Source organism: Embleya scabrispora DSM 41855 (genome assembly GCF_000372745.1).
GTDB classification, from domain to species: Bacteria; Actinomycetota; Actinomycetes; order Streptomycetales; family Streptomycetaceae; genus Embleya; species Embleya scabrispora.
Genome location: NZ_KB889697.1, coordinates 286,441 through 307,665, shown reverse-complemented (window position 1 = coordinate 307,665; position 21,225 = coordinate 286,441). Strand labels below are relative to the sequence as shown.

The following is a 21,225-nucleotide window of genomic DNA, read 5'->3' as shown; positions in this document are numbered from 1 at the left end:
GGTCAGGCGGAGAGCCGGGATCGCGACGGCAGCGCCGCGTCGTAGCGGACCAGCACCAGGCGGGCGATCTCCTCGGTGTCCGCGACCGGTTCGGTCACCGGCTCCGCCCCGGCGGCCAGGGACTGTTCGAGGATGCGGTCCGGCAGGATGCCGGGGGCCAGCATGCAGGACGCGACGGCGACGCGTTCGGCGCCCAGCGCGCGCAGGTCCTCGATCGCGGCGCCGATCGTGGAGCCCTGGTGGACGGAGGCGAACGCGGGGACCACGGCGCACCAACCGGTACGCCGCCACTCCCGCGCGACGATGGTGGTCACCGCGTTCGCCTCCGGATCTGTGGAACCGGCGGTGGCCAGGACGACGCCGTAACGGCCGTCTCCGGGCCGCACGCCGGCCTCGCGCATGCGCCGGTCCAGGGCCGCCAACAGCAGCGGGGAAGGAGCCAGCGTGGCCGCCTGACGCACGGTCAGCCGGCGGTGGCGCAGCACGTCGGGCACGTCCTGCTTGGCATGGAAGGCCGGAGTGAACAGCAGCGGTACCGCGACTACGGTCTCGGCCCCGGCGTCGGCCAGCGCGTCCAACCGATCGGGTACCCGCGGGCCGCAGTGGTCCAGGTAGCCGATGTCCACCCGCAGCCCCGGCCGCAGCGCGCGAACGCGCGCGGCCAGGGCGGCCATCGCCGCGGCGTGCCGAGGATCACGGCTGCCGTGCGCGACGGCCAGGAGCGGGGGAGCGGGAGTCATGGCGTGGGCCTACTTGCTCGTGGCCAGGCCGCGCTGGCGCAGCACGAGGCGTTCGACGGGGGTGAAGACCAGCATCTCGATGCCGATACCCACGATCAGGATCATGAAGACCGCGGTCAACATCATCGGCATGTCGCCCAGGTCGCGTCCCTGGTCCATCAACTGACCCAGACCCGAGCCCAGTTCCGGACCGGCGGCGATCAGTTCGGCGGCCATCAGCGAGCGCCAGGAGAACGCCCAGCCCTGCTTGAGGCCGGCCACGTAGCCGGGTAGCGACGCGGGCAGCATGACGTGCCACACGCTGTTGAGGCCGCGTGCGCCGAGCACCCGGCCGGCCCGCAGGTACAGCGGCGGGATCTGATCGATCCCGGCCACCAGGCCGTTGGCGATCGAGGGCACCGCGCCGAGCAGCACGACGGCGTAGATCGCGCTGTTGTTCAGGCCGAACCAGATCACCGCCGGCGGCACCCACGCCACCGAGGGCAGCGATTGCAGGCCGGAGAGGATCGGGCCGATCGCGGCTCGGATCCAACTCACCCGGGCCACGATCAGGCCCAGCGGCGTGCCGATCGCGACCGCGATCAAAAAGCCCAGGATGCCTCGGGAGAGGCTGGTCCACAGGATGTCGAAGACGGTGCCCTTCTTCCACTGCACCATGAACGCGTCCCACACGTCCTGCGGGCTGGGCAGCGCGTAGCGGGGCTTGACCTCCATCGAGTAGGCGATCTGCCACACGGCCAGCACCAGCAGGATCGCGATGACGGGCGGAAGCACCTTCTCCAGCAGCACCCGGGAGAAGGGCTTGCGCTCCCTCTCGTAGCTCTCCAGCGCGTCCAGGCCGGCCTCGAGCCCGGCCAGGTCCTCCTCCGCGTGCTTGTCCGCGGCGTCGGCCCCGATCCCGGGGTCGGTCTTGGTCAGATCAGGCGCGGCCATGGCGGCGGATCTCCCCTCGCAACTGGTCGGTGATCTCGACGGACAACTCGGAAACGCCGGTGGACTCGATCCGGCGCGGCTGCGGGATGTCGATGGTCCACTCCCGGGCGATCCGGCCCGGGCGCGAGGACATCAGCACCACCCGCTGGGCGAGCCGGACCGCCTCGCGCACGTTGTGCGTCACGAACACCACGGAGCGGCCGGTCTCCGCCCAGATTCGGGTCAGTTCGTCGTGCAGCACGTCGCGGGTGATCGCGTCCAGCGCGGCGAACGGCTCGTCCATCAGCAGCAGATCGCCGGCCTGGGCGAGCGCGCGGGCCAGTGCCACTCGCTGGCGCATGCCGCCGGACAGTTCGTGTACGCGCTTTTTGTGCGCGCCGCCGAGGCGGACCAGCTCCAGCAGCTCGTCCGCCTCGGCCCGGCGTCGATCGCGCGGCACACCGCGCAGTTTCAGGGCCAGTTCGATGTTCTTGCCCGCGGTCAGCCAGGGGAACAACGCGTGGTCCTGGAACATCAGCGCGGGACGGTCGCCGGAGACCTCGATGGTGCCCGAGGTGGGCCGGTCCAGGTCGGCGATCAGGTTGAGCAGGGTGGACTTCCCGCAGCCCGACGCGCCCAGGAGGCAGACGAACTCGCCCGGAGCGACGGTCAGGTCGATGCCGTCCAGGACGGGCGTGCCGCGGCCCCGGCCGAAGACCTTGGTGACCTGGTCAAGGCGGACCGCGAAGCCGGTCTCGACGGGGGTCGTGGCCGTGGGCGTGGCCTCGCTGATGGTCTGGGTCATGTCCGGATCACCTCTCTCGGTGGGCGCGTCGGGCGGGAAGTGCTCATCGGGCACGATCACCCGGGGGTGAGGCAGCGCGAACGCTACTTCTTCGGGCCCAGGCCCCCGTCGCTCACCGCGGGCTTCCCGGCGGCGGCGAGGACCTTGTTCAGGATGCTCAGGTCGTAGATGCCGTGGATGTCGAGCTTCTTGGTCACGCCGACCGCGACGCCGTCGTCGGAGAGCTTTTGCAGCGAGGACGCGAGCGGGTCGTTGGTGATCGCGATGTTCGGCCAGGCCGCGTCGAGCACGTTTTGCGCGAGCGGCTTGCCGGCGAACTCGGTGATCTTGGCGTTGACCGCCGCCTTGGCCTTGTCCTGGTTGTTGCCGGCCCAGTCGTTGGCGGCGACCTGACCCTTGATCAGCGCCTCGACGGTGTCCGGGTGGTCCTTGAGGAACTTGGTGGACACGATCAGGTCGGTCGTGACGAACTTGCCTTCCGGCCACAGCGTGCGCTCGTCCACGAGCACCTTGGCGCCCGCCTCCACGACGAGTCGGGTGGCCCACGGCTCGGGCAGCCAGGCGCCGTCCAGGTCGCCCTTCTGGAACGCGGCCAGGGTCTGCGCGTTGTCGGTCGGCACGACGCTCACGTCGCCCTTGCCGGAGGTGTCCACGCTGTAGCCGGCCTTGGCCAGCCAGGCCCGCAGCGCGACGTCCTGGGTGCCGCCGAGCTGCGGCGAGGCGATCTTCTTGCCCTTGAGGTCGGCCGGCAGGTTGATGCCCGGCTTGACCACCAGGGACGCGCCGCCGGAGGTGGCGCCCGCCACGATCCGCAACAACTCGCCGTTGGTGCTGGTGAAGCCGGAGATGGACGGGTTCGGGCCGATGTAGGTCGCGTCGATCGAGCCGCCCTTGAGCGCCTCGATCGCGGCCGGTCCGGCATTGAACACCTGCGGCTTGATCTCGGTGCTGCCCAGTTCCTTGGCGAAGAAGCCCTCACCCAGACCGATCAGCGGCGTCGCGTGGGTGACGTTGGCGAAGAAGCCGAGTCGGATCTGCGAGGCCGAGGTCCCCGCCTTCGCGCCGCCGGACGCCGCCGGACCCGCGCCCGCGGCCGGCGTCTTGTTCTTGTCGTCCTTCTTGTCCGAGCCGTAGCCGCACGCGGACATCGCGAGCAGCGGCAGGAGGAGGGCGGCAGCGAAGCCGGTACGTATGGATCTGCGACGGTTTGTCCTGAAAACGGACATGCGGGGACCTTCCCTCGGGCCCGCACGTTGTGCGCGGGCCGGGACGACGTATCTGATGGACGGCGACGGACGATGTCACGGGTTGGAGCTGACGGAGCGTCAAAAGCGGGTCGTCAGACCCGCGATCGAGTCAGCTGTGACATCGACCCGGCGCGGCGAACGCGGCGCCGGCCATGCCGGCGGTGAGCGTCGAGCCGTCGGCCTCGTCGATCAACAGGAAGGAACCGGTGCGCCGACCGATGGCGTAGTCGTCGAGCGCGAGCGGCTGGGCGGTGCGCAGCACGACCCGGGCGATGTCGTTGGCGCGCAGCTCGCTCAGGTGTTGCTCGTGGCCCAGCACGCCGTCGATCGGGGCGTTCAGGTCCAGGCGGTAGGCGATGTCCTTGACGATGGCCTTGACCGTACGGGTGGTGTGCTTGAGCAGGACCCGGTCGCCGGTGCGCAGCGGGCGGTCGGCCACGTGGCACACGGTGGCCTCGATGTCCTGGGTGGGCCGCGGCGCCGAGTCGACCGGCGCGATCAGGTCGCCGCGCGAGATGTCCACGTCGTCGGCCAGCCGCAGGGTGATCGACTCGCCCTGCCGAGCCTGGCGCACCGCCACGCCGAGCCGGTCGATGCCCGCGACGGAGGTGCGCTGCCCGGACGGCAGCACCACGACCTCGTCGCCCTCGCGGAACACCCCGGAGGCGACCTGGCCGGCGTAGCCCCGGTAGTCGCGGTACTCGTCGTCCGACTGCGGACGCAGCACGTACTGCACCGGGAAGCGCGCCGGCTCCAGCGTCGGGTCGGTCTCCACCGGCACCGTCTCCAGGTACTCCAGCAGCGTCGGTCCGGAGAACCAGTCCATGTGCGAGCTGGGGTCCACCACGTTGTCGCCGCGCAGCGCGGAGACCGGGATCGAGCGCACGTCCGGCACGCCCAGCGCCTTGGCGTACTCGGTGAACGTGTTGGCGACCTCGGCGAAGCGCTCCTCGCTGTAGTCGACCAGGTCCATCTTGTTGACCGCGAGCACCACGTGCGGCACCCGCAGCAGCGCCGCGACGGCTGCGTGCCGGCGGGTCTGCTCGACCACGCCGTTGCGCGCGTCCACCAGCACCACGGCCAACTCCGCGGTGGAGGCGCCGGTGACCATGTTGCGCGTGTACTGCACGTGTCCCGGCGTGTCGGCGAGGATGAACCGGCGCCGGGCGGTGGCGAAGTAGCGGTACGCGACGTCGATGGTGATGCCCTGCTCGCGCTCGGCCCGCAGGCCGTCGGTGAGCAGCGCGAGGTCGGCCTCCTCCTGGCCGCGCTCGTTGCTGACCCGGGTGACCGCCTCGAGCTGGTCGGTCAGCACCGACTTCGAGTCGTGCAGCAGCCGGCCCACCAGGGTGGACTTGCCGTCGTCGACGGAACCGGCGGTGGCCAGCCGGAGCAGACCCACGCGCTCGTCCGCGGACGACAGGGCGTCCGGGGAAATCTCGGAAGTCCCACTCATGGCTAGAAGTACCCCTCGCGCTTGCGGTCCTCCATCGCGGCCTCGGACATCTTGTCGTCCGCGCGCGTGGCACCTCGTTCGGTCAGCCTGCTCACTGCGATCTCGGCGATCACGTCCGCCACCGTCGTGGCGGGGGAGTCGACGGCGCCGGTGCAACTCATGTCGCCGACCGTGCGATAGCGCACCACGCGCCGCACGACCTCCTCGTCGCCCTTCGGCCCGCCCCACTCGCCGGGCGAGAGCCACATTCCGTCGCGTTCGAAGACGTCCCGCTCGTGCGAGAAGTAGATCTGCGGAAGCGCGATCGCCTCCCGCTCGATGTACTGCCACACGTCCAGCTCGGTCCAGTTCGAGATCGGGAACACCCGCACGTGCTCGCCCACGCGGTGCCGGCCGTTGTACAGCTGCCACAGCTCGGGCCGCTGCCGGCGCGGGTCCCAGGCGCCGAACTCGTCGCGCAGCGAGAACACCCGCTCCTTCGCCCGGGCCTTCTCCTCGTCGCGCCGGCCGCCGCCGAACACCGCGTCGAAGCGGTTGGACTCGATCGCCTCGAGCAGCGGGACGGTCTGCAACGGGTTGCGGGTGCCGTCCGGGCGCTCGCGCAGCCGGCCGTTGTCGATGAAGTCCTGCACGCTGGCCACGTGCAGCCGCAGGTTGTGCTCGGCCACCACACGATCGCGATACTCGATGACCTCCGGGAAGTTGTGCCCGGTGTCGACATGAAGGAGCGCGAAGGGGACCGGCGCCGGCCAGAACGCCTTGCGCGCCAGATGCAGCATCACGATCGAGTCCTTGCCGCCGGAGAACAGGATCACCGGCTTCTCGAACTCGCCCGCCACCTCGCGGAAGATGTGCACGGACTCGGCTTCCAACGCGTCCAGGTGGGTCAGGGCTCCGGGTGCGGTGCCCTTGTCGATCGTCGTGGTCACGCCAACCCCTCCTTCGTCTTCGTCGAGCACGGTGCCATGGTGCGTATCGGGCCGGTCATGTGTGGATCCCGCACTCGGTCTTGCCGTTGCCGGCCCACCGGCCGGCGCGGGCGTCCTCGCCGGGAGCCACCCGGCGGGTGCAGGGCGCACAGCCGATCGAGGCGTAGCCGTCCATCAGCAGCGGGTTGGTCAGCACCCCGTGCTCGGCCACGTAGGCGTCCACGTCGTCCTGCGTCCAGCGGGCGATCGGGGCGACCTTGACCTTGCGCCTGCGCGCGTCCCAGGACACGACCGGGGTGTTCGCCCGGCTCGGCGAGTCGTCCCGGCGCAACCCGGTGGCCCAGGCGCGGTAGTTCGTCAGCGACCGCTCCAACGGCGCCACCTTGCGCATCGCGCAACACGCGTCGGGGTCGCGATCGTGCAGCGCCGCGCCGTACTTCGCGTCCTGCTCCATGACGGTCAGCTCCGGGTGCACGGTGATCACGTTGACGTCGTAGACCGCCGCGACCGCGTCGCGGGTGCCGATGGTCTCGGGGAAGTGGTAGCCGGTGTCCAGGAAGACCACATCCACCCCGGGCGCCACCCGCGAGGCCAGGTGCGCGACCACGGCGTCCTCCATCGAGGACGTCACGCACCACGCCGGACCGAACCGCTCGTGCGTCCAGGCGAGGATCTCCGACGCGGTCGCGTCCTCGAGTTCGAGGCCGGCGCGGTTCGCGAGCGCCTCGAGGTCGGTGGTCTCGGTGACGGTCATCGGTCCTCCTCCTGGGTGATCGACGGGGTGTGGCCCGCCTCGTGTCGTGTCGTGCCATGGCCCTGCGAGCCGTGCTCTTGCGAACCGTGCTTTTCCGGGCCGTGCTTCGGTGGGAAGGACAACCCCAGGAACTTCAGCGAGAACGCCCGCCGACAGGCCGAGCACAGCCAGGTGCCGTGTCCCTCCTCGTGCGGACGAAGGTCCTCGTCGCCGCAGAAGGGGCAGTAGAACGGGACGGCCCGCTGACCCGGCTCGGCGCCGCCGGCGGCGCTCACGACAGGTCCGCGTCGGCCGCGCGCACGGCCCACTGGGCGAAGCGCTCGCCCTCGGTGCGCTGCTCCTGGAAGCGGCGCAGCACGCGCTCGATGTAGTCGGCCAGGCCCGCCGAGGTCACCTTGAGGCCGCGGATCTTGCGCCCGAAGCCGGGGTCCAGGCCCAGCCCGCCGCCCAGGTGCACCTGGTAGCCCTCGACCTGCTCGCCGTCGTCGTCCAGCACCAGCTGACCCTTGAGGCCGATGTCGGCGACCTGGATCCGGGCGCAGGCGTTCGGGCAACCGTTGATGTTGATCGTGATCGGCTGGTCGAACTGCGGCAGCCGCTGCTCGAGTTCGTCGATCAGCCGGATCCCGCGCCCCTTGGTCTCCACGATCGCCAGCTTGCAGAACTCGATGCCGGTGCAGGCCATCGTGCCGCGCCGGAACGGGCTCGGGTCCACCCGCAGACCGAGTGCCTCCAAGCCCTCCTTGAGCGAGGCGACCTTGTCCTCGGCGACGTCCAGGATGAGCATCTTCTGCTCGACCGTGGTGCGCACCCGGTCCGAGCCGTGCCGCTCGGCGAGGTCGGCGATCTTGCCGAGCGTGGCGCCGTCGACCCGGCCCACCCGCGGTGCGAAACCGACGTAGAAGCCGCCGCCCTTTTGCGGCCGTACGCCCACGTGGTCGCGCCACACCTGCGCGGGCGCCTCGGGGGCGGGACCGTCGATGAGCTTGCGCTCGAGGTATTCGTTCTCCAGCACCTCACGGAAGCGCTCCGGCCCCCAGTCGGCGACCAGGAACTTCAACCGCGCGCGGTTGCGCAGCCGCCGGTAGCCGTAGTCGCGGAAGATCGAGATGACGCCTTCCCAGACCTGCGGCACCTCCTCCAGCGGGACCCAGGTGCCCAGCCGGACCGCGAGCTTGGGGTTGGTGGACAGCCCGCCGCCGACCCACACGTCGAAGCCGGGACCGAACTCGGGGTGCACGACGCCGACGAAGGAGACGTCGTTGATCTCGTGCGCGACGTCCAGCAGCGGCGATCCGGAGATCGCGGTCTTGAACTTGCGCGGCAGGTTCGAGTACTCGGGCTTGCCGATGTACAGCCGGTTGATCTCGTCGATCGCCCAGGTGCCGTCGATGATCTCTTCCTCGGCGACGCCGGCCACCGGCGAGCCGAGCACCACGCGCGGAGTGTCACCGCACGCCTCGGTGGTGGACAGGCCGACGCCCTCCAGGATCCGCCAGATCTCCGGGACGTCCTCGATCCGGATCCAGTGGAACTGCACGTTCTGCCGGTCGGTGACGTCCGCGGTGCCGCGCCCGAACCGCTCGGAGACCTCGGCGATGGCCCGCAGTTGGGCCAGGTTCAGTCGGCCGCCGTCCACCCGCACGCGCAGCATGAAGTATTCGTCGTCGAGCTCGTGCGGCTCCAGCACACCGGTCTTGCCGCCGTCGATGCCGGGCTTGCGCTGCGTGTACAGGCCCCACCACCGCATCCGGCCGCGCAGATCGTTGGGGTCGATCGAGGAGAAGCCGCGATGGGCGTAGACATTCTCGATGCGCGCGCGCACATTGAGACCGTCGTCGTCCTTCTTGAACTGCTCGTTCCCGTTGAGCGGCTCGTGATGGCCGAGGGCCCACTGACCCTCGCCGCGATGGCGAGCGCTCTTGCGGGCGCGGGGACCGCTGCCGGCGGTGTCGGTAGTGGCGGCCATGGGGAGCGTCCTCCGGGCGGATCGGTGGGGGACGCACGGGGAGCATCCGGCCGCACCCTCGCCGGACCGGCCGTGAGAGTCGTGGTGCCGGTGCGACCGCGCGCCCGGCAGACAGGTGCAACGGGCGGGTCGTCAGACCGGCGAACAGACGGCGCTGGACATGCGTCCGAGGTCGACGTGGAGTCGACCTACGAGAGCAATACCGGCGCGTGACATGTCGCAAAGATTGACATGGTGCCGGAAAGCCGTCCATCACTGTCCGGGATGCGAACGCCCATCTCACATTTCGAACACGCTTGCCCATATTGTGAGATTAGCCGATCTTCCACGCCGACCGCGGCATGGATCGTCGTCGCGGTTGGTTACGGTACGGGGGGTCGGATTCCGTTACCCCGAACGGTACGCGGCCCACGCACCACAGTGGACGAGGAGCTGATGGGTATGCCAGGCGAGGTTCTGGGCGCGCCCCGGCGCAGAACGCGCTCCGTATGCACGGTCGAATCCGCCGCCGAACCCACCGCCGAGCGGCCGGAGCCGCGTCGTGAGGAAGCGGTCGAGACCCTGCGCTACGCCCTCAACGGCTTCCTCTCCGCGATCCGCGCCGATCGTGCCGGGCAGGCCGGTCACGTCGACGCCGATGCCGACGGCACCCGGTATCGCCTGCTCGCCGCGCTCGCCGACGAACTCGACCTGGACAACGAGCGGCTGGCCCGAGTGCTGGGCCTGCCCGGATCCGCCGTGCGCGACCTGTTGGAGGTGCACGGGCGCGAGGGGCTGGTCGAGGCGGTGCGCGCCGGGCGTGGACGAGGCGGCTCGGTGGTCCGACTGACCCCGGCCGGGCGGCGTGAGTTGTACCGGCTCGACGCGCTGTTCCGGGAGAGCTGGGAAGGCGCTTTCGCCGACCTGCCGGCCGAGGAACTGCGCACTGCGGCCCGAGTGCTCAGCAGGCTCTCCGGGGTCCTGGTGCCCAGCCGCTGACCAGCGCGGAACGCCCGTGAAGACGGCCGGCGGCGATGCCTGCCCGAAGGTGGGGTGCACCCGGACGGCGACTTGGCGAATGCCAGGCCCCCGGCCGGATACCTTAAAGGGGTGGCAGCGGACTACCAACAACGACCTCGCCTGCGAGGGGCCGGTCGCATCCGGTTGCGGAGCGCACTGTGGCGGATACTCCGCGAGACGGTGATCTCCTGCTTCAACCACCGGGTGACCGGTCTGGCCGCCGAGGCCGGGTTCTTCATGCTGCTCTCGCTGCCCCCGTTGCTGCTCGGGCTCGCCGGCACCGTCGGCTATCTGCACGGCATGCTCGGCGGCAGCACCGTCAACGACCTCAAGGCGGACATCGTCAAGGCCGCCGGGTCGGTGCTCTCCAGCAAGAGCACCGAGCAGGTGGTCGTACCTCTGGTCAACGACGTGTTCGACTCCGGACGCGCGGACATCATCTCGGCCGGCTTCCTGATCGCCCTGTGGTCCGGCTCGCGCGCGCTCAACGTCTACGTCGACACCATCACGATCATGTACGGCCTGTCCGGCAAGCGCGGCATCGTGCGCACCCGGCTGCTGTCCTTCACCCTCTATGTGGTCGGCCTGCTGCTCGGGATGTTCCTTATTCCGCTCCTGGTGGCCGGTCCCGAGCTGGTGGTCAAGGCGTTCCCGCACTTCGAGGGGACCGTGCACATTTTGTACTGGCCGGTCCTGGTGGTGCTGTCGGTGTGCTTCCTGACCTCGCTTTACCACGTGTCGGTGCCGGTGCGAACACCGTGGCGCGAGGACATACCCGGCGCGCTGGTCGCCCTGCTCCTGTGCATCGTCGGCAGCTTCCTGCTGCGCGTCTACCTCGCCACCACCATCGACGGCCCCACCGTCTACGGCTCGCTGGCGGCCCCGGTCGCGGTCATGGTGTGGATGTACTTCGCGGCCATGGCCGTGCTGATCGGTGCGGCCGTCAACGCCGCCATCGACCAGGTCTGGCCCAGCCAGGAGACCGCACAGGCGCGCGCCGAGCGGGACAAGGAGAAGGCCGCCGAGGAGATCGCCGCGGCCATGGAGCACCTGCGCTCGGGCCGTCACCGCGGCAACCCCGGCGACTGGACGCCGCAGACGCACGAGCACGACGAGATGGAGGACACCGTCATCCACGGCGAACTCCCCGACATCGCCGAGCCGCCGTCCGAGTTCCCCGAGCGCTGGGCGATCCACGCGCGCGACGCCAAACGCAGCGACCCGGGCACGGTCAACGGCCGGACCAACGGCGCCCGCCGGGCCGGCGACCTGCCCCGGATGCCGTCCCGGCCGCCGCGCCCACCGGGTCCGCCGCCCGCGAACGGTCAGCCGCCGAGCCTGCACATGCCGGCCGGACAGGAGTTGCCCGGCCTGCCGTTGGACGACACCGCGTGGCCGCCGCGGTCGAGTCGGCCGGGGGTCGGCGAGCAGGAACACGCTCGACGCGACCGGCCGTGATGGCCTAGGCTTCACGGGTGGCCCTCGGGCCCGCACAGTGCCCGAGAGCGCGGCCCGAGGCCGCACGGAACAGGTGGGAGGTGGATGTCGTGAACACGACCTTGATGACGGTCGCCCGGACGGGCTGGACCTCATTCCACTTCTCCGCCTCTCGGATTCGCACCGCGTAGCCGCGCCACGTCGTTCGTCGTGACGGCGCGCAGGTCGGCGGATCCGCCCCTCGAAGGGCCACCGGCTTGTCTTCCCGGCAACACCACACTTCTCGCAACACCCCTGCTTCCTCCGACACCCTCGTGTCGACCTCCGACGTGCTCGCCGCCTACGGCTGGGACGCGGATCGCGACGCCGAATTCGCCCCGTACCGCACGCACGGCCTCGTGCCCGGACGGATCGCCCGGGTGGACCGCTCGCTGTGCGAGGTGGTCACCGCCGACGGCTCCGTGCGAGCCGCGCACGGCGGCGGCGAACTGCCGTGCACCGGCGACTGGGCCGCACTGGAGTTCCCCGACGACGGCCGCGAGGCGTTCGTCGCGGCCCTGCTCGAACGCCGGACCGCGCTGGTGCGCTCGCAAGCCTCCGGGCGCTCGGCGGGCCAGGTCCTCGCGGTCAACGTCGACCTGATCGGCGCCGTCGTTCCGTTGGACGTCGCGCCCGACCTCGGCCGCCTGGAGCGGCTGCTCACCCTTGCCTGGGAGAGCGGCGGTACGCCGCTGGTCGTGCTCACCAAGGCCGACCTCGCGGCCGACGCCGACGACCTGCGCGCGGACGTCGAGGCGGTGGCCATGGGCGTGGACGTCGTGGTCGCCAGCGCGCTCACCGGCGAGGGCCTGGACGTGCTCCAGGCGTACACCGCCGGCCGGACCGTCGCACTGATCGGCACCTCCGGCGCGGGCAAGTCCACACTCACCAACGCACTCGCGGGCGCCGAGGTGACCTCGGTCCAACAGGTGCGCGGCGACGGCAAGGGCCGGCACACCACCACGTGGCGCGAGTTGGTGCCGTTGCCGGGCGGCGGCGTGCTCGTCGACACCCCGGGCATGCGCGGGGTCGGCATGTACGACGTGGGCGAGGGCTTGGACCGCACCTTCGCCGACATCGACGCGCTGATCGCGGACTGCCGCTTCGTCGACTGCACGCACGAGAGCGAACCCGGCTGCGCGGTGCTCGCCGCGATCGACGCGGGCGAGTTGCCGCGACGTCGCCTGGACAGCTACCGCAAACTGCTGCGCGAGGCGCGCTGGATGGCTTCGCGCGAGGACCATCGCATCCGAGCCGAACGGGCCCGGGAGTGGAAGCTGATCCACAAGGAGATGCGCCGCTCGCCGTCGCCCAAGAAGTGACGACCGGTCGGGGGTGGGCCGAGCCCGCCCCCGACCGCCTCTTGCCCGCCGGTCAGCGCCGCTTCGGCCGCCGTGCGGCCGGCACCGGGTCGAAGCCGCCGTTGCCGGGCCGGCAGCGGATCAGTCGACGGGCGGTGAGATACGTACCCCGGACCGCGCCGTGCCGGTGCAGGGCCTTCTTGCCGTAGGTCGAACAGGACGGGGTGAAGGCACAGCACGGCGCGGTCAGCGGGCTGATCTCGGTGCGGTAGCGCTCGACGGCGGCACCGAGACGGCGGGCGGGCGGGCCGCCGCGCGGGCGGAGCAGGCTGGTCAGCGCGATCCACATCAGGCGCAGCGAGAACATGCTGATCAGGCACGCGTCGCAACCGCAGTCGTTGCCGCCGCCGCTGCTGCGACTGCCGCCGCTGCTGCTTCCGCCACTGCTTCCGCCACTGTTTCCGCCGCCGCCGAAGCAGCCGCTGCGACCTCCGCCGCCGGAACCGCCACTGCCCGAGCCGCCACTGCCCGAGCCGCCGCTTCCGCCGGAACCGCCGCCGCCGGACAGGCCCTCGCCGCCTCCGCCGCCACCTCCGGAGAGGTCGTTGACGGCATCGGCTCCGTCCGCGAGGTCCTCGCGGCGATCGCGCCGGCGTCGACGCTCCTCTTCCTCGAGTCGGCGACGCCGCTCCTCGGGCGTCTCGCCGGGCCGACCCGCGCCTTCCCCGAACAGAGGATGCGGTTCCGGTGGCGGTTGGGTCATGGTGGTGCTCCCCGTGTTCCGGATCTATGTTCGGGGCAATCTACCGGGATCCGTTCGGCGTCGTTCGGGTCTCCCGGCCCGCATCAGGAGGCACCCGCATGGCCAAGGCACCCGCGTTCGACCCGATGGATCCGCTCGGCATCGACGATCTGCTCGACCCCGAGGACAAGGCGATCCGGGACACCGTGCGCAGGTTCTGCGCCGACCACGTCACACCGTATGTGGCCGAGTGGTTCGAGCGCGGGGCGCTGCCCGACGTGCGCGAACTGGCCCGCGGGCTGGGTGGGATCGGCGTGCTCGGGATGACCCTGGACGGTTACGGCTGCGCCGGGACCAGCGCCGTGCAGTACGGCCTGGCCTGCCTGGAACTGGAGGCGTGCGACTCGGGGTTGCGCTCGCTGGTGTCGGTACAGGGCTCACTGGCGATGTTCGCGATCCATCGCTTCGGCACCGAGGAGCAGCGGCGCACGTGGCTGCCTCGACTGGCCGCCGGCGAGGCGCTGGGCTGCTACGGCCTGACCGAGCCCGATCACGGCTCGGACCCGGCGTCGATGCGCACGCACGCCAAGCGTGACGGCGACGACTGGGTGCTCAGCGGCCGCAAGATGTGGATCACCAACGGTTCGGTGGCCGACGTCGCGGTGATCTGGGCGCAGACCGAGGACGGTGTGCGCGGCTTCGTGGTGCCCACCGACACCGCCGGGTTCGCGGCCCACGACATCAAGCACAAGATGTCCCTGCGCGCGTCGATCACCAGCGAGCTGACGCTGGACGAGGTACGGCTGCCGGCCGACGCGGTGCTGCCCGATGTGGTGGGCATGCGTGGTCCGCTGACGTGCCTGGGCGAGGCCCGGTACGGCATCGTGTGGGGCTCGGTCGGCGCGGCGCGCTCGTGTTTCGAGTCCGCGTTGGAGTACGCCCGCACGCGCGAGCAGTTCGGCCGGCCGATCGGCGCGTTCCAACTGACCCAGGCCAAGCTGGCGGACATGGCGGTGGAGATCGGCAAGGCGCACCTGCTCGCGCTGCACCTGGGTCGGCGCAAGGACGCGGGTGCGGTGCGACCGGAGCAGATCAGCTTCGGCAAACTCAACAACGTCCGCGAGGCGATCGCGATCGCCCGCGAGGCGCGCACGATCCTGGGCGCCAACGGGATCTCGCTGGAGTACCCGGTGATCCGACACATGAACAACCTGGAATCGGTGTTGACCTACGAGGGCACCTCCGAGATGCACACCCTGGTCATCGGCAAGGCGCTCACCGGCCTGGACGCCTTCCACTGACCCGACCTCCCCGACTTTGCGGGCCGTTTGCCGGCGCCCGACCAGGGCAGACGTCAGCCGGCCGGACGCCGTGGGGCACGGCCGTGAAGCCGCTCCGCAAAGCATTGGGGATACGACATGTCAGCGTCAGCCTCCATGGCCGAATCGGGTCGAACGGCCAAGGCCGCGGGGCGACAGGCCGCCGACAGCAAGGTGATGGTGGGCCTTGCTCGGGCGGGTCTCGCCGCCCGCGGGCTCCTGTACATCCTCGTCGGCGCCATCGCGGTGCAGATCGCCTTCGGCGACAAGAACCAGGAGGCCGACCGCGGTGGTGCCGTCGAGGAGATCGGCGCCAAGCCGTTCGGCGAAGCGATGTTGTGGGTGCTGGTCGTCGCACTGATCGGGATGTGTCTGTGGCGGCTGGTCGAGGCCGCGTTCGGGCAGGCCGTGCCGGACGGCGACAAGGCGGGCAAACGCCTGATGTCGCTGGGCCGGGCGATCTTCTACGGCTTCGTGGTCGCCTCGCTGATCCGCACGCTCACCGCGAGCGGCGGCGGAGGCCAGGGGCAGGGCCAAGAGCAGGGCGGCAGCAGCAACAAGACGTCCAAGGACCTCACCGCCAAGGCATTGGACTGGCCCGGCGGCCGATACCTGGTCGGCCTGGCCGGACTGGTGCTCCTCGGCGTAGGAATCGGGATGGCGGTGCGATACGCGCTGCGCAGGTTCCGGGAGAAGCTGAACACGGGGGAGATGAGCTCGCTCCAACGTCGAATGGTGGACCTGCTCGGGATGATCGGCGGGATCAGCCGGGGCGTGGTGTTCGGCGCCGCCGGGGTGTTCGTGGTGGTCGCGGCGGTGAAGTTCGACCCGGATCGGGCCAAGGGGGTCGACGAGACGCTGCGTTCGTTCGCCGGCACGCCGATGGGGCCCGCACTGTTGGTGGTGATCGCGCTGGGCCTGGTGGTGTTCGGGCTGTATTCGTTCTGTGAGGCGCGTTGGCGGCGGGTGCGCTGAGGCGGGTTATCCTGCGATCCCCTCGCGCAGGACGACCCGGATGCTCTTGCCGGCGCCGATGGGCAGTACGTCGATGTGGCCGCCGAGTTCGGCCACCATCAACTTCACGATCATCAGCCCCCGACCGTCCTCGGACTCGGGGCCGGTCTCCAGGAGCGCGTGCGGGCGGAACGGGTGGTCGTCGGCGACCTCCAGACGCAGTTCGGCGCCGCTGTGCGAGGCGGTGATCCGGATCCGCTCGGTGCGGATCGCGGCGTGTCGGACCGCGTTGGAGGTCAGCTCGGTGGCGACCAGGAGCATGGTGTCCTCGATCTCCTCGGCCGCCCCCCAGGCGCGTAACAGCTCACGTAGGCGGTGTCGGACCTCGGGCACGCCCGCGACCGTGGGCGCGATGGTCCAGCGGACGAACACCGGGCCGGGCCGATGTTCGACATCGGCGTCGTACCGGGGGCTCGTCGCGGCACGCCGGTCGTGTCGAGTGCGGGCACGGGCCCGCCCGAGGGCGGTCACGGATGACTCGACGAGTGGTACGCGGCCGGGACGGTCATCGGCTGAGGCGGGTGTGGTGCACGTGCGGGGGAGGGCATCCCGGTGTCCTTCGCTTCGTTCACTGCGGTTCGCGGTTGGTCATTGCCGGCGTTGGCAGTGTGCGATGGCGAATCGTGCTTGTGGCGCGGTTTTCCGGGTGTGATCCGTAATGCTTCGGTAAGCGACACTTCATCTCGACTTTGGGTCCGCTTCGGACCCTGTTCGGACTCGGGATCAATCCCCGGTCGAGCGCCGCAGTCGTTTGATCTCACCGCGATGGTGCTTGTTGCGCAGCCTGCGCTCACGCATCCCGCGGGAGGGCTTGGTCGGCCGCCGCGGCGGAGGGGGCGGGGCGGTGGCCTCGACCAGGATGTCGATCAGTCGGCGCACCGCGCTCTGGCGGTTCATCAGCTGGGAGCGCTGTTCGGAGGAGGCGACGGTGAGCACGCCGTCCACCAGACGCCCTTCCAGTCGACGCAGGGCACGCTCCTTGAGCACGTCGGGCAACACCGTGCTGGCGCCCAGGTCGAAGGACACCTCGGCCCGGCTGTCCGTGGTGTTCACCGACTGCCCGCCCGGTCCGGAGGAGCGCGAGAACCGCCACGACAGCTCGGCGGCGGGTATCACCACGCCGCGAATGTCGAGATCTGTCGTCATACGGACATGATCCCGCCTCGAAGCGGCTCGGGTCGACCCGGTTTTCGAGGGCCTTGCCGGATGCGTTCCCGGCTCCGGATGGAGAGGATCGGGGGATGAGTGCCCACATGAACGCGGACGAGACGAAGACATACGGCTCCTGGCCCTCGCCGATCACGGCCGAGCGCTTGGTGGAAGGAGCCGCGAACCCCGGTGACATCCGGGCCGACGGCGAGGACGTGTGGTGGTCGGAGGGCCGGCCGTCCGAGGGCGGGCGCATCCAGCTGGTGCGACTACGGCCGGGCGACTCTCCCGAGGACGTGCTTCCGGAGGGCTTCTCGGCACGCACCCGCGTGCACGAGTACGGCGGCGGCGCCTGGACGGTGCGCGCGGGCGTGCTGGTCTTCGCGAACTGGGCGGACCAGCGGCTGTACCGCCTCGCGCCCGGCGATGCGGCACCGGTGCCGATCACCGCGGAGCCCGAGACCGAGGCGGGCCTGCGCTACGCCGACTTCACCATCGTGCCGGCGGGGCAGTGGGGGCCGGGCGAGTGGCTGGCCGCGGTGCGCGAGAGCCACGAGCCGGCCGCGGTCAAGGCGCACGGTGAAGCGGTCAACGAGATCGTCGCGCTGCCGCTGGACGGCCTCGGCGGCGAGCGGGTCCTGGTCACCGGCCCGGACTTCGTCTCCTCGCCGCGCCCGGCCGTGGACGGCTCGGCGCTGGCCTGGACCCAGTGGTCGCATCCGGACATGCCGTGGGACGCCGCCGAATTGATGGTCGCGGCGATCGAGACGGGACCGCGAACCACCGGTGCGCAGGCGGTCGCGGGCGGTGGGCGCGAATCGGTGGTTCAGCCCGAGTGGGGACCGGACGGTGCGCTGTGGTTCGGTTCGGACCGCACCGGGTGGTGGAACCTGTACCGGGTCGGGGCGGGTGGTCAGGTCGAGGCGGTGGCGCCGGTCGAGGCGGAGATCGGCGGCCCGCAGTGGGTCTTCGGCGAGCGCTTCTACACCTTCCTGGACGACGGCCGGATCGCCTGCTCGGTCAACTCCGGTGGCTTCGCGCACCTGGGCATCGTCGATCCGATCCGCCCGGAGCAGCCGCCCGTGCGCGTGGAGACCGGGCTGACCTGGTTGTCCGACCTGGCCGCGGTGCCCGGCGGCGTACTGCTCGTCGGCGGTGGTCCGGACGACGAGGACGCGCCGCGCCGGGTCCGGCTCGCGGCCGGCGCGGTGACCGCGTTGCAGATCGAACGGCTGCGGCCGGCCCGGGACTTCGGCTTCGACGCGCAGTGGTTCAGCGCACCGCGGCCGATCGAGTTCGCCTCCGCGGCCGGCCGCACCGCGCACGCGCTGTTGTACCTGCCGAAGAACCCGGACGTACGGGCGCCCGAGGGCGCGCTGCCGCCGCTGATCGTGTCGATCCACGGCGGCCCGACCGCGCAGGCGCCGGCGGTGCTCAACCTGCGGGTCCAGTACTGGACCAGCCGGGGCTTCGCGGTGGCGGACGTCAACTACGGCGGCAGCACCGGCTACGGGCGCCAGTACCGCAACCTGCTGTACGACTCGTGGGGCATCGTCGACGTCGAGGACTGCACGGCGGTGGCCCGGCACCTCGCCGACAGCGGCGTCGTGGACGGCGCCAAGCTGGCCATTCGCGGCGGTTCGGCGGGCGGCTACACCACGCTGGCCGCGTTGGTGGCCGGCGACGACTTCACGGCCGGCGCGAGCCACTTCGGCGTCGCCGACATCGCCGCGCTGGCCCGCCACACGCACAAGTTCGAGTCCCGCTACCTCGATCGCCTGGTCGGTCCCTATCCCGAGGCCGAGGCGGTGTACCGGGCGCGCTCGCCGATCAACCACACCGAGCACCTGTCCAGCCCGCTCGCGGTCTTCCAGGGCCTGGAGGACCAGGTGGTCCCGCCGGCCCAGGCCGAGCTGATCGTGGCCGCCCTGAAGGAGAAGCAGCTCCCCTACGTCTACCTGGCGTTCGAGGGAGAACAGCACGGGTTCCGGCGGTCGGAGAACATCATCCGTGCCCTGGAAGCCGAACTGTGGTTCTACGGAAAGGTCTTCGGCTTCGATCCGGCGGACGAGATCGAGGCTCCGCCGGGCGGCGGTTTCTGAGCCGCCCGCGCATCGGACGCGCGAACAGCCCGGTCCGGCCGAGGGATCTCGGCCGGACCGGGCTGTTTCGTCATGGTGGGGAACGCCCTCGGGGGTGTTCGTCGGGCGGGTGAGCGGCTACCAGAAGCCGGGTGCCGCCTGCCACGAGTCGTTGGGGCTGTCGAAACCGCCGTCGGTGCGCGCGGTGAACACGAACGCCGTGGTGGCGCCGGATTGGTAGTTGTACATGATCGAGATGTCGTCACGACCGTCGGCGTTCTGGTCGCCGGATACCGGTAGGCCGGCGCTGGTGCCCCACCACCCGTCGTCGGGTGGGGCGCGATCGTCCAGCGCGCCATCGACATCATCCAGCGCGCCGAGCGCTACCAGCAGGCGATGGCGAAATACGCCGAGGACCTGGCGGCTTGGCAACGCGAACAGGAAGCAGCGGCAGCGGCAGCGGCCAAGAAGGCGGACGAAGCCGCTGCATCCGCTGCCCAACAGGGCAAAGAATCCGCGACCAAGGCGAAGAGCGCGGACGGTGACGGCAAGACCTCGAAGTCGACGGAGAGCAAGAAGGCTGATAAGCCCAGCGCCGACAAGAAGGAGGGGAAGCCGGCCAAGAAGCAGTCGGAAGAGCCGTCCAGGGCAACCGGGGACTGTAATAGCTTCATCCCGGGAACTGAAGTCCTGATGGCTGATGGATCCGCCAGGCCGATCGAAGAGGTCAAGCTTGGCGACTTGGTCCTGGCAACAGACCCGGTGACGAACACCACCGGCTCCGAACCTGTCGCTGCGTTGATCGTGGGCGAAGGTCGAAAGCATCTCGTAGAGCTTGGTTTCGATTCGACCGGCGACGGCACGGCTGTAGAGAAGGTTACGGCGACCGCAGGTCACCCCTTCTGGTTGCCGGAGCATGGTACGTGGGTCGAAGCCGGGGATCTACGCCTTGGCGAATGGCTCAGAGCAGCGTCTGGCAGACTGGTTCGGATCGTTGAGATCAGGTCCTGGACTCAGCCGGAGCGGGTCCACAACCTCACAGTCTCCAACCGGCATACGTACTATGTGCAGGGCCGGAACACGCCTGTTCTGGTGCACAACACCAGCACCTGCCCGGTGCCAAAGCTTACCGACAACAGCCTCAAGCACTCGTTCGATAGGCATGCGGCTCAATGGTTTGGTGGTGAGCCGAAGATCGCCGACTTCATGCCTCAGTGGCAAGCCCTGATCGAGAACGCCATGCGGAGCTCCAAGATCGTGCCTTGGCCTTCTGGAAGCAGGGACACGCATGCCTGCATCAGCAGAGTCCAAGGAAAGTGGTTCGTTGCCCAGTTCGATCGCTCCTCGGGAGTGCTTGTGACCGCTTTTAGACCCAATAGAAAGCAGCTCTCAAGTATGCTGAAACGACTCGGATGAGCGGGAAAAGGTTGTACCTCGACCCACCTCACCTACTCGTCAGCTTCTATCCCGAGACTTCGGAGAGCTTGGTCTTTCTCTCGGTATGCGAGGTAGCCGAGAGAAAGGGATGTGTACCTTCCGGGATTGTTGAGATCTCGTCTCGTGATACGCGATTCGAGCTCCTATCCGATTTGGGTGCGGAAAAAGTCCAGAAAGATATCAGCTCCGCGCATCAATCGGAGTTCATCAAAACGGCGGTGGATGGTGGACGCCGGGTTGTGCGCTCCGGATACGTTCACAACGTTTTCGGGAAGGTCGTGATCGAATATCAACCCGCCCCCCTCTCCGAAATGCATCCGATTTGTTTGAGCGTGAGCGCTGGGGCTCTAGGGATTCCAGATGATCTACGGGATTCTGCAGACCGCCGGGAAGCAAGAGATATGGGCCGATGGGCGCGTGAGCTGCTCGAAGGCGTGGGGCGAACGGGAGCGGTCGGCTACGGCATGATCGACCTCGAAGTTCCCCTCCCGACGCCTTCGCAGATCAAGGAAGCGTCGCAGGACCTTCCGACGGAAGCGTTCATTTCTCGGAATCTCTTGGATCGACGACCGGCTATGCGGAGTGAGCTGGCCCATCTGTTTCGACCGAGTGAGATCTTCGAGTTCGACTTCGGCATGATTACGCAAGGCTGGCTTTCCGGGGGATCACACTCTCGGCAGTCGCAGATCGTCGAGTCGAAGGCGCGCGGAGTCTCCCGAATCCTGGGTGGGGTTTTGTGAGGCGCAATTTCCGGGCGTTCGTTGAGTCCGAATTCGATCGGATGACCGAAGCCTGGATTTCATAGGGCCTCGGCATCTGTAGCGTGATCGCGCTGCGTCCCGTTTCGGGATGCGGCGCGATCACGTTTATGCGGCAAGGGACGACGATCGGATTC

Annotated in this window: 22 protein-coding genes; 8 read left to right on the top strand and 14 right to left on the bottom strand. The window is 69.7% G+C overall.

Translation table 11 applies throughout. The features are described 5' to 3' along the window. Positions 1 to 2: 2 nt before the first annotated feature. The 10 genes from A3IC_RS0138535 to A3IC_RS73780 form a co-directional block, all read right to left on the bottom strand. Positions 3 to 740 (bottom strand): sirohydrochlorin chelatase, encoded by a 738-nt coding sequence (locus A3IC_RS0138535; RefSeq protein WP_026219229.1) that lies wholly within the window; start codon positions 738 to 740, stop codon positions 3 to 5. A 9-nt stretch (positions 741 to 749) separates the two neighbouring features. Next, positions 750 to 1,673: an ABC transporter permease gene (locus A3IC_RS0138530; RefSeq protein ID WP_020555410.1), complete on the bottom strand. Its 924-nt coding sequence runs from the start codon at positions 1,671 to 1,673 to the stop codon at positions 750 to 752. After that, positions 1,660 to 2,457, bottom strand: a complete 798-nt coding sequence (locus A3IC_RS0138525) for an ABC transporter ATP-binding protein (protein ID WP_026219228.1) — start codon at positions 2,455 to 2,457, stop codon at positions 1,660 to 1,662. The genes A3IC_RS0138530 and A3IC_RS0138525 overlap by 14 nt, the downstream gene beginning before the upstream one ends. A gap of 83 nt (positions 2,458 to 2,540) precedes the next feature. Then, positions 2,541 to 3,683: an ABC transporter substrate-binding protein gene (locus tag A3IC_RS0138520; protein WP_026219227.1), complete on the bottom strand. Its 1,143-nt coding sequence runs from the start codon at positions 3,681 to 3,683 to the stop codon at positions 2,541 to 2,543. Positions 3,684 to 3,813: 130 nt separating this feature from the next. Further along, positions 3,814 to 5,160: a sulfate adenylyltransferase subunit 1 gene (locus A3IC_RS0138515; RefSeq protein ID WP_079026953.1), complete on the bottom strand. Its 1,347-nt coding sequence runs from the start codon at positions 5,158 to 5,160 to the stop codon at positions 3,814 to 3,816. Between the two features lie 2 nt (positions 5,161 to 5,162). Continuing rightward, complete coding sequence (gene cysD / locus A3IC_RS0138510; RefSeq protein WP_020555406.1) at positions 5,163 to 6,089, bottom strand: sulfate adenylyltransferase subunit CysD; 927 nt, start codon at positions 6,087 to 6,089, stop codon at positions 5,163 to 5,165. A 55-nt stretch (positions 6,090 to 6,144) separates the two neighbouring features. After that, the gene (locus tag A3IC_RS0138505; RefSeq protein WP_020555405.1) at positions 6,145 to 6,843 is read right to left on the bottom strand and encodes a phosphoadenylyl-sulfate reductase; all 699 of its coding nucleotides are present in this window, start codon (positions 6,841 to 6,843) and stop codon (positions 6,145 to 6,147) included. Next, a complete protein-coding gene (locus A3IC_RS58995) occupies positions 6,840 to 7,118 on the bottom strand; it encodes a hypothetical protein (RefSeq protein WP_020555404.1) in 279 nt (92 codons plus the stop codon). The genes A3IC_RS0138505 and A3IC_RS58995 overlap by 4 nt, the downstream gene beginning before the upstream one ends. Beyond that, complete coding sequence (locus A3IC_RS0138495) at positions 7,115 to 8,812, bottom strand: nitrite/sulfite reductase (RefSeq protein WP_020555403.1); 1,698 nt, start codon at positions 8,810 to 8,812, stop codon at positions 7,115 to 7,117. Before A3IC_RS0138495 ends, A3IC_RS58995 begins: the two co-directional genes overlap by 4 nt. 132 nt (positions 8,813 to 8,944) lie before the next feature. After that, a complete protein-coding gene (locus A3IC_RS73780; protein WP_355541009.1) occupies positions 8,945 to 9,028 on the bottom strand; it encodes a putative leader peptide in 84 nt (27 codons plus the stop codon). Between the two features lie 225 nt (positions 9,029 to 9,253). On the opposite strand from A3IC_RS73780, the gene A3IC_RS63220 reads away from it, so the two are divergent. The 3 genes from A3IC_RS63220 to rsgA all read left to right on the top strand — a co-directional run bounded on the left by A3IC_RS63220 (position 9,254) and on the right by rsgA (position 12,609). Then, positions 9,254 to 9,790 (top strand): MarR family winged helix-turn-helix transcriptional regulator, encoded by a 537-nt coding sequence (locus A3IC_RS63220; protein ID WP_158696272.1) that lies wholly within the window; start codon positions 9,254 to 9,256, stop codon positions 9,788 to 9,790. Between the two features lie 111 nt (positions 9,791 to 9,901). Beyond that, positions 9,902 to 11,269 carry a YihY/virulence factor BrkB family protein gene (locus tag A3IC_RS70335; RefSeq protein WP_245599782.1) on the top strand — a complete coding sequence of 456 codons (1,368 nt, stop codon included), beginning with the start codon at positions 9,902 to 9,904 and terminating at the stop codon, positions 11,267 to 11,269. Positions 11,270 to 11,562: 293 nt separating this feature from the next. Beyond that, entirely contained in the window at positions 11,563 to 12,609 is a 1,047-nt protein-coding gene (gene rsgA, locus A3IC_RS0138480) for a ribosome small subunit-dependent GTPase A (RefSeq protein WP_020555400.1), read from the top strand. 52 nt (positions 12,610 to 12,661) lie between these two features. Here the strand turns inward: rsgA and yidD are convergent, their stop codons facing one another. Beyond that, complete coding sequence (gene yidD / locus A3IC_RS71715) at positions 12,662 to 13,351, bottom strand: membrane protein insertion efficiency factor YidD (RefSeq protein WP_052173996.1); 690 nt, start codon at positions 13,349 to 13,351, stop codon at positions 12,662 to 12,664. Positions 13,352 to 13,449: 98 nt separating this feature from the next. Here yidD and A3IC_RS0138470 point away from each other — a divergent pair, with 98 nt between their 5' ends. Both A3IC_RS0138470 and A3IC_RS0138465 read left to right on the top strand, forming a co-directional pair. Then, positions 13,450 to 14,631 (top strand): acyl-CoA dehydrogenase family protein, encoded by a 1,182-nt coding sequence (locus tag A3IC_RS0138470; protein WP_020555399.1) that lies wholly within the window; start codon positions 13,450 to 13,452, stop codon positions 14,629 to 14,631. A 117-nt stretch (positions 14,632 to 14,748) separates the two neighbouring features. Then, a complete protein-coding gene (locus A3IC_RS0138465; RefSeq protein WP_245599781.1) occupies positions 14,749 to 15,624 on the top strand; it encodes a DUF1206 domain-containing protein in 876 nt (291 codons plus the stop codon). 6 nt (positions 15,625 to 15,630) lie between these two features. On the opposite strand, the gene A3IC_RS58975 is transcribed toward A3IC_RS0138465, so the two are convergent. Next, complete coding sequence (locus A3IC_RS58975) at positions 15,631 to 16,134, bottom strand: ATP-binding protein (protein WP_020555397.1); 504 nt, start codon at positions 16,132 to 16,134, stop codon at positions 15,631 to 15,633. A 252-nt stretch (positions 16,135 to 16,386) separates the two neighbouring features. Continuing rightward, positions 16,387 to 16,809: an alternative ribosome rescue aminoacyl-tRNA hydrolase ArfB gene (arfB, locus tag A3IC_RS0138450; protein WP_020555396.1), complete on the bottom strand. Its 423-nt coding sequence runs from the start codon at positions 16,807 to 16,809 to the stop codon at positions 16,387 to 16,389. 95 nt (positions 16,810 to 16,904) lie between these two features. On the opposite strand from arfB, the gene A3IC_RS0138445 reads away from it, so the two are divergent. Further along, on the top strand, positions 16,905 to 18,914 hold the full coding sequence (locus A3IC_RS0138445; RefSeq protein ID WP_205354230.1) for a S9 family peptidase: 2,010 nt from the start codon (positions 16,905 to 16,907) through the stop codon (positions 18,912 to 18,914). 117 nt (positions 18,915 to 19,031) lie between these two features. Here A3IC_RS0138445 and A3IC_RS0138440 read toward each other — a convergent pair whose 3' ends face one another. Continuing rightward, positions 19,032 to 19,325 (bottom strand): hypothetical protein, encoded by a 294-nt coding sequence (locus A3IC_RS0138440; protein ID WP_020555394.1) that lies wholly within the window; start codon positions 19,323 to 19,325, stop codon positions 19,032 to 19,034. On the opposite strand from A3IC_RS0138440, the gene A3IC_RS65800 reads away from it, so the two are divergent. Continuing rightward, positions 19,290 to 20,309 (top strand): Hint domain-containing protein, encoded by a 1,020-nt coding sequence (locus A3IC_RS65800; RefSeq protein ID WP_158696271.1) that lies wholly within the window; start codon positions 19,290 to 19,292, stop codon positions 20,307 to 20,309. The genes A3IC_RS0138440 and A3IC_RS65800 overlap by 36 nt on opposite strands. Further along, complete coding sequence (locus A3IC_RS69155; RefSeq protein WP_158696270.1) at positions 20,306 to 21,070, top strand: hypothetical protein; 765 nt, start codon at positions 20,306 to 20,308, stop codon at positions 21,068 to 21,070. Before A3IC_RS65800 ends, A3IC_RS69155 begins: the two co-directional genes overlap by 4 nt. Positions 21,071 to 21,225: the final 155 nt, after the last annotated feature.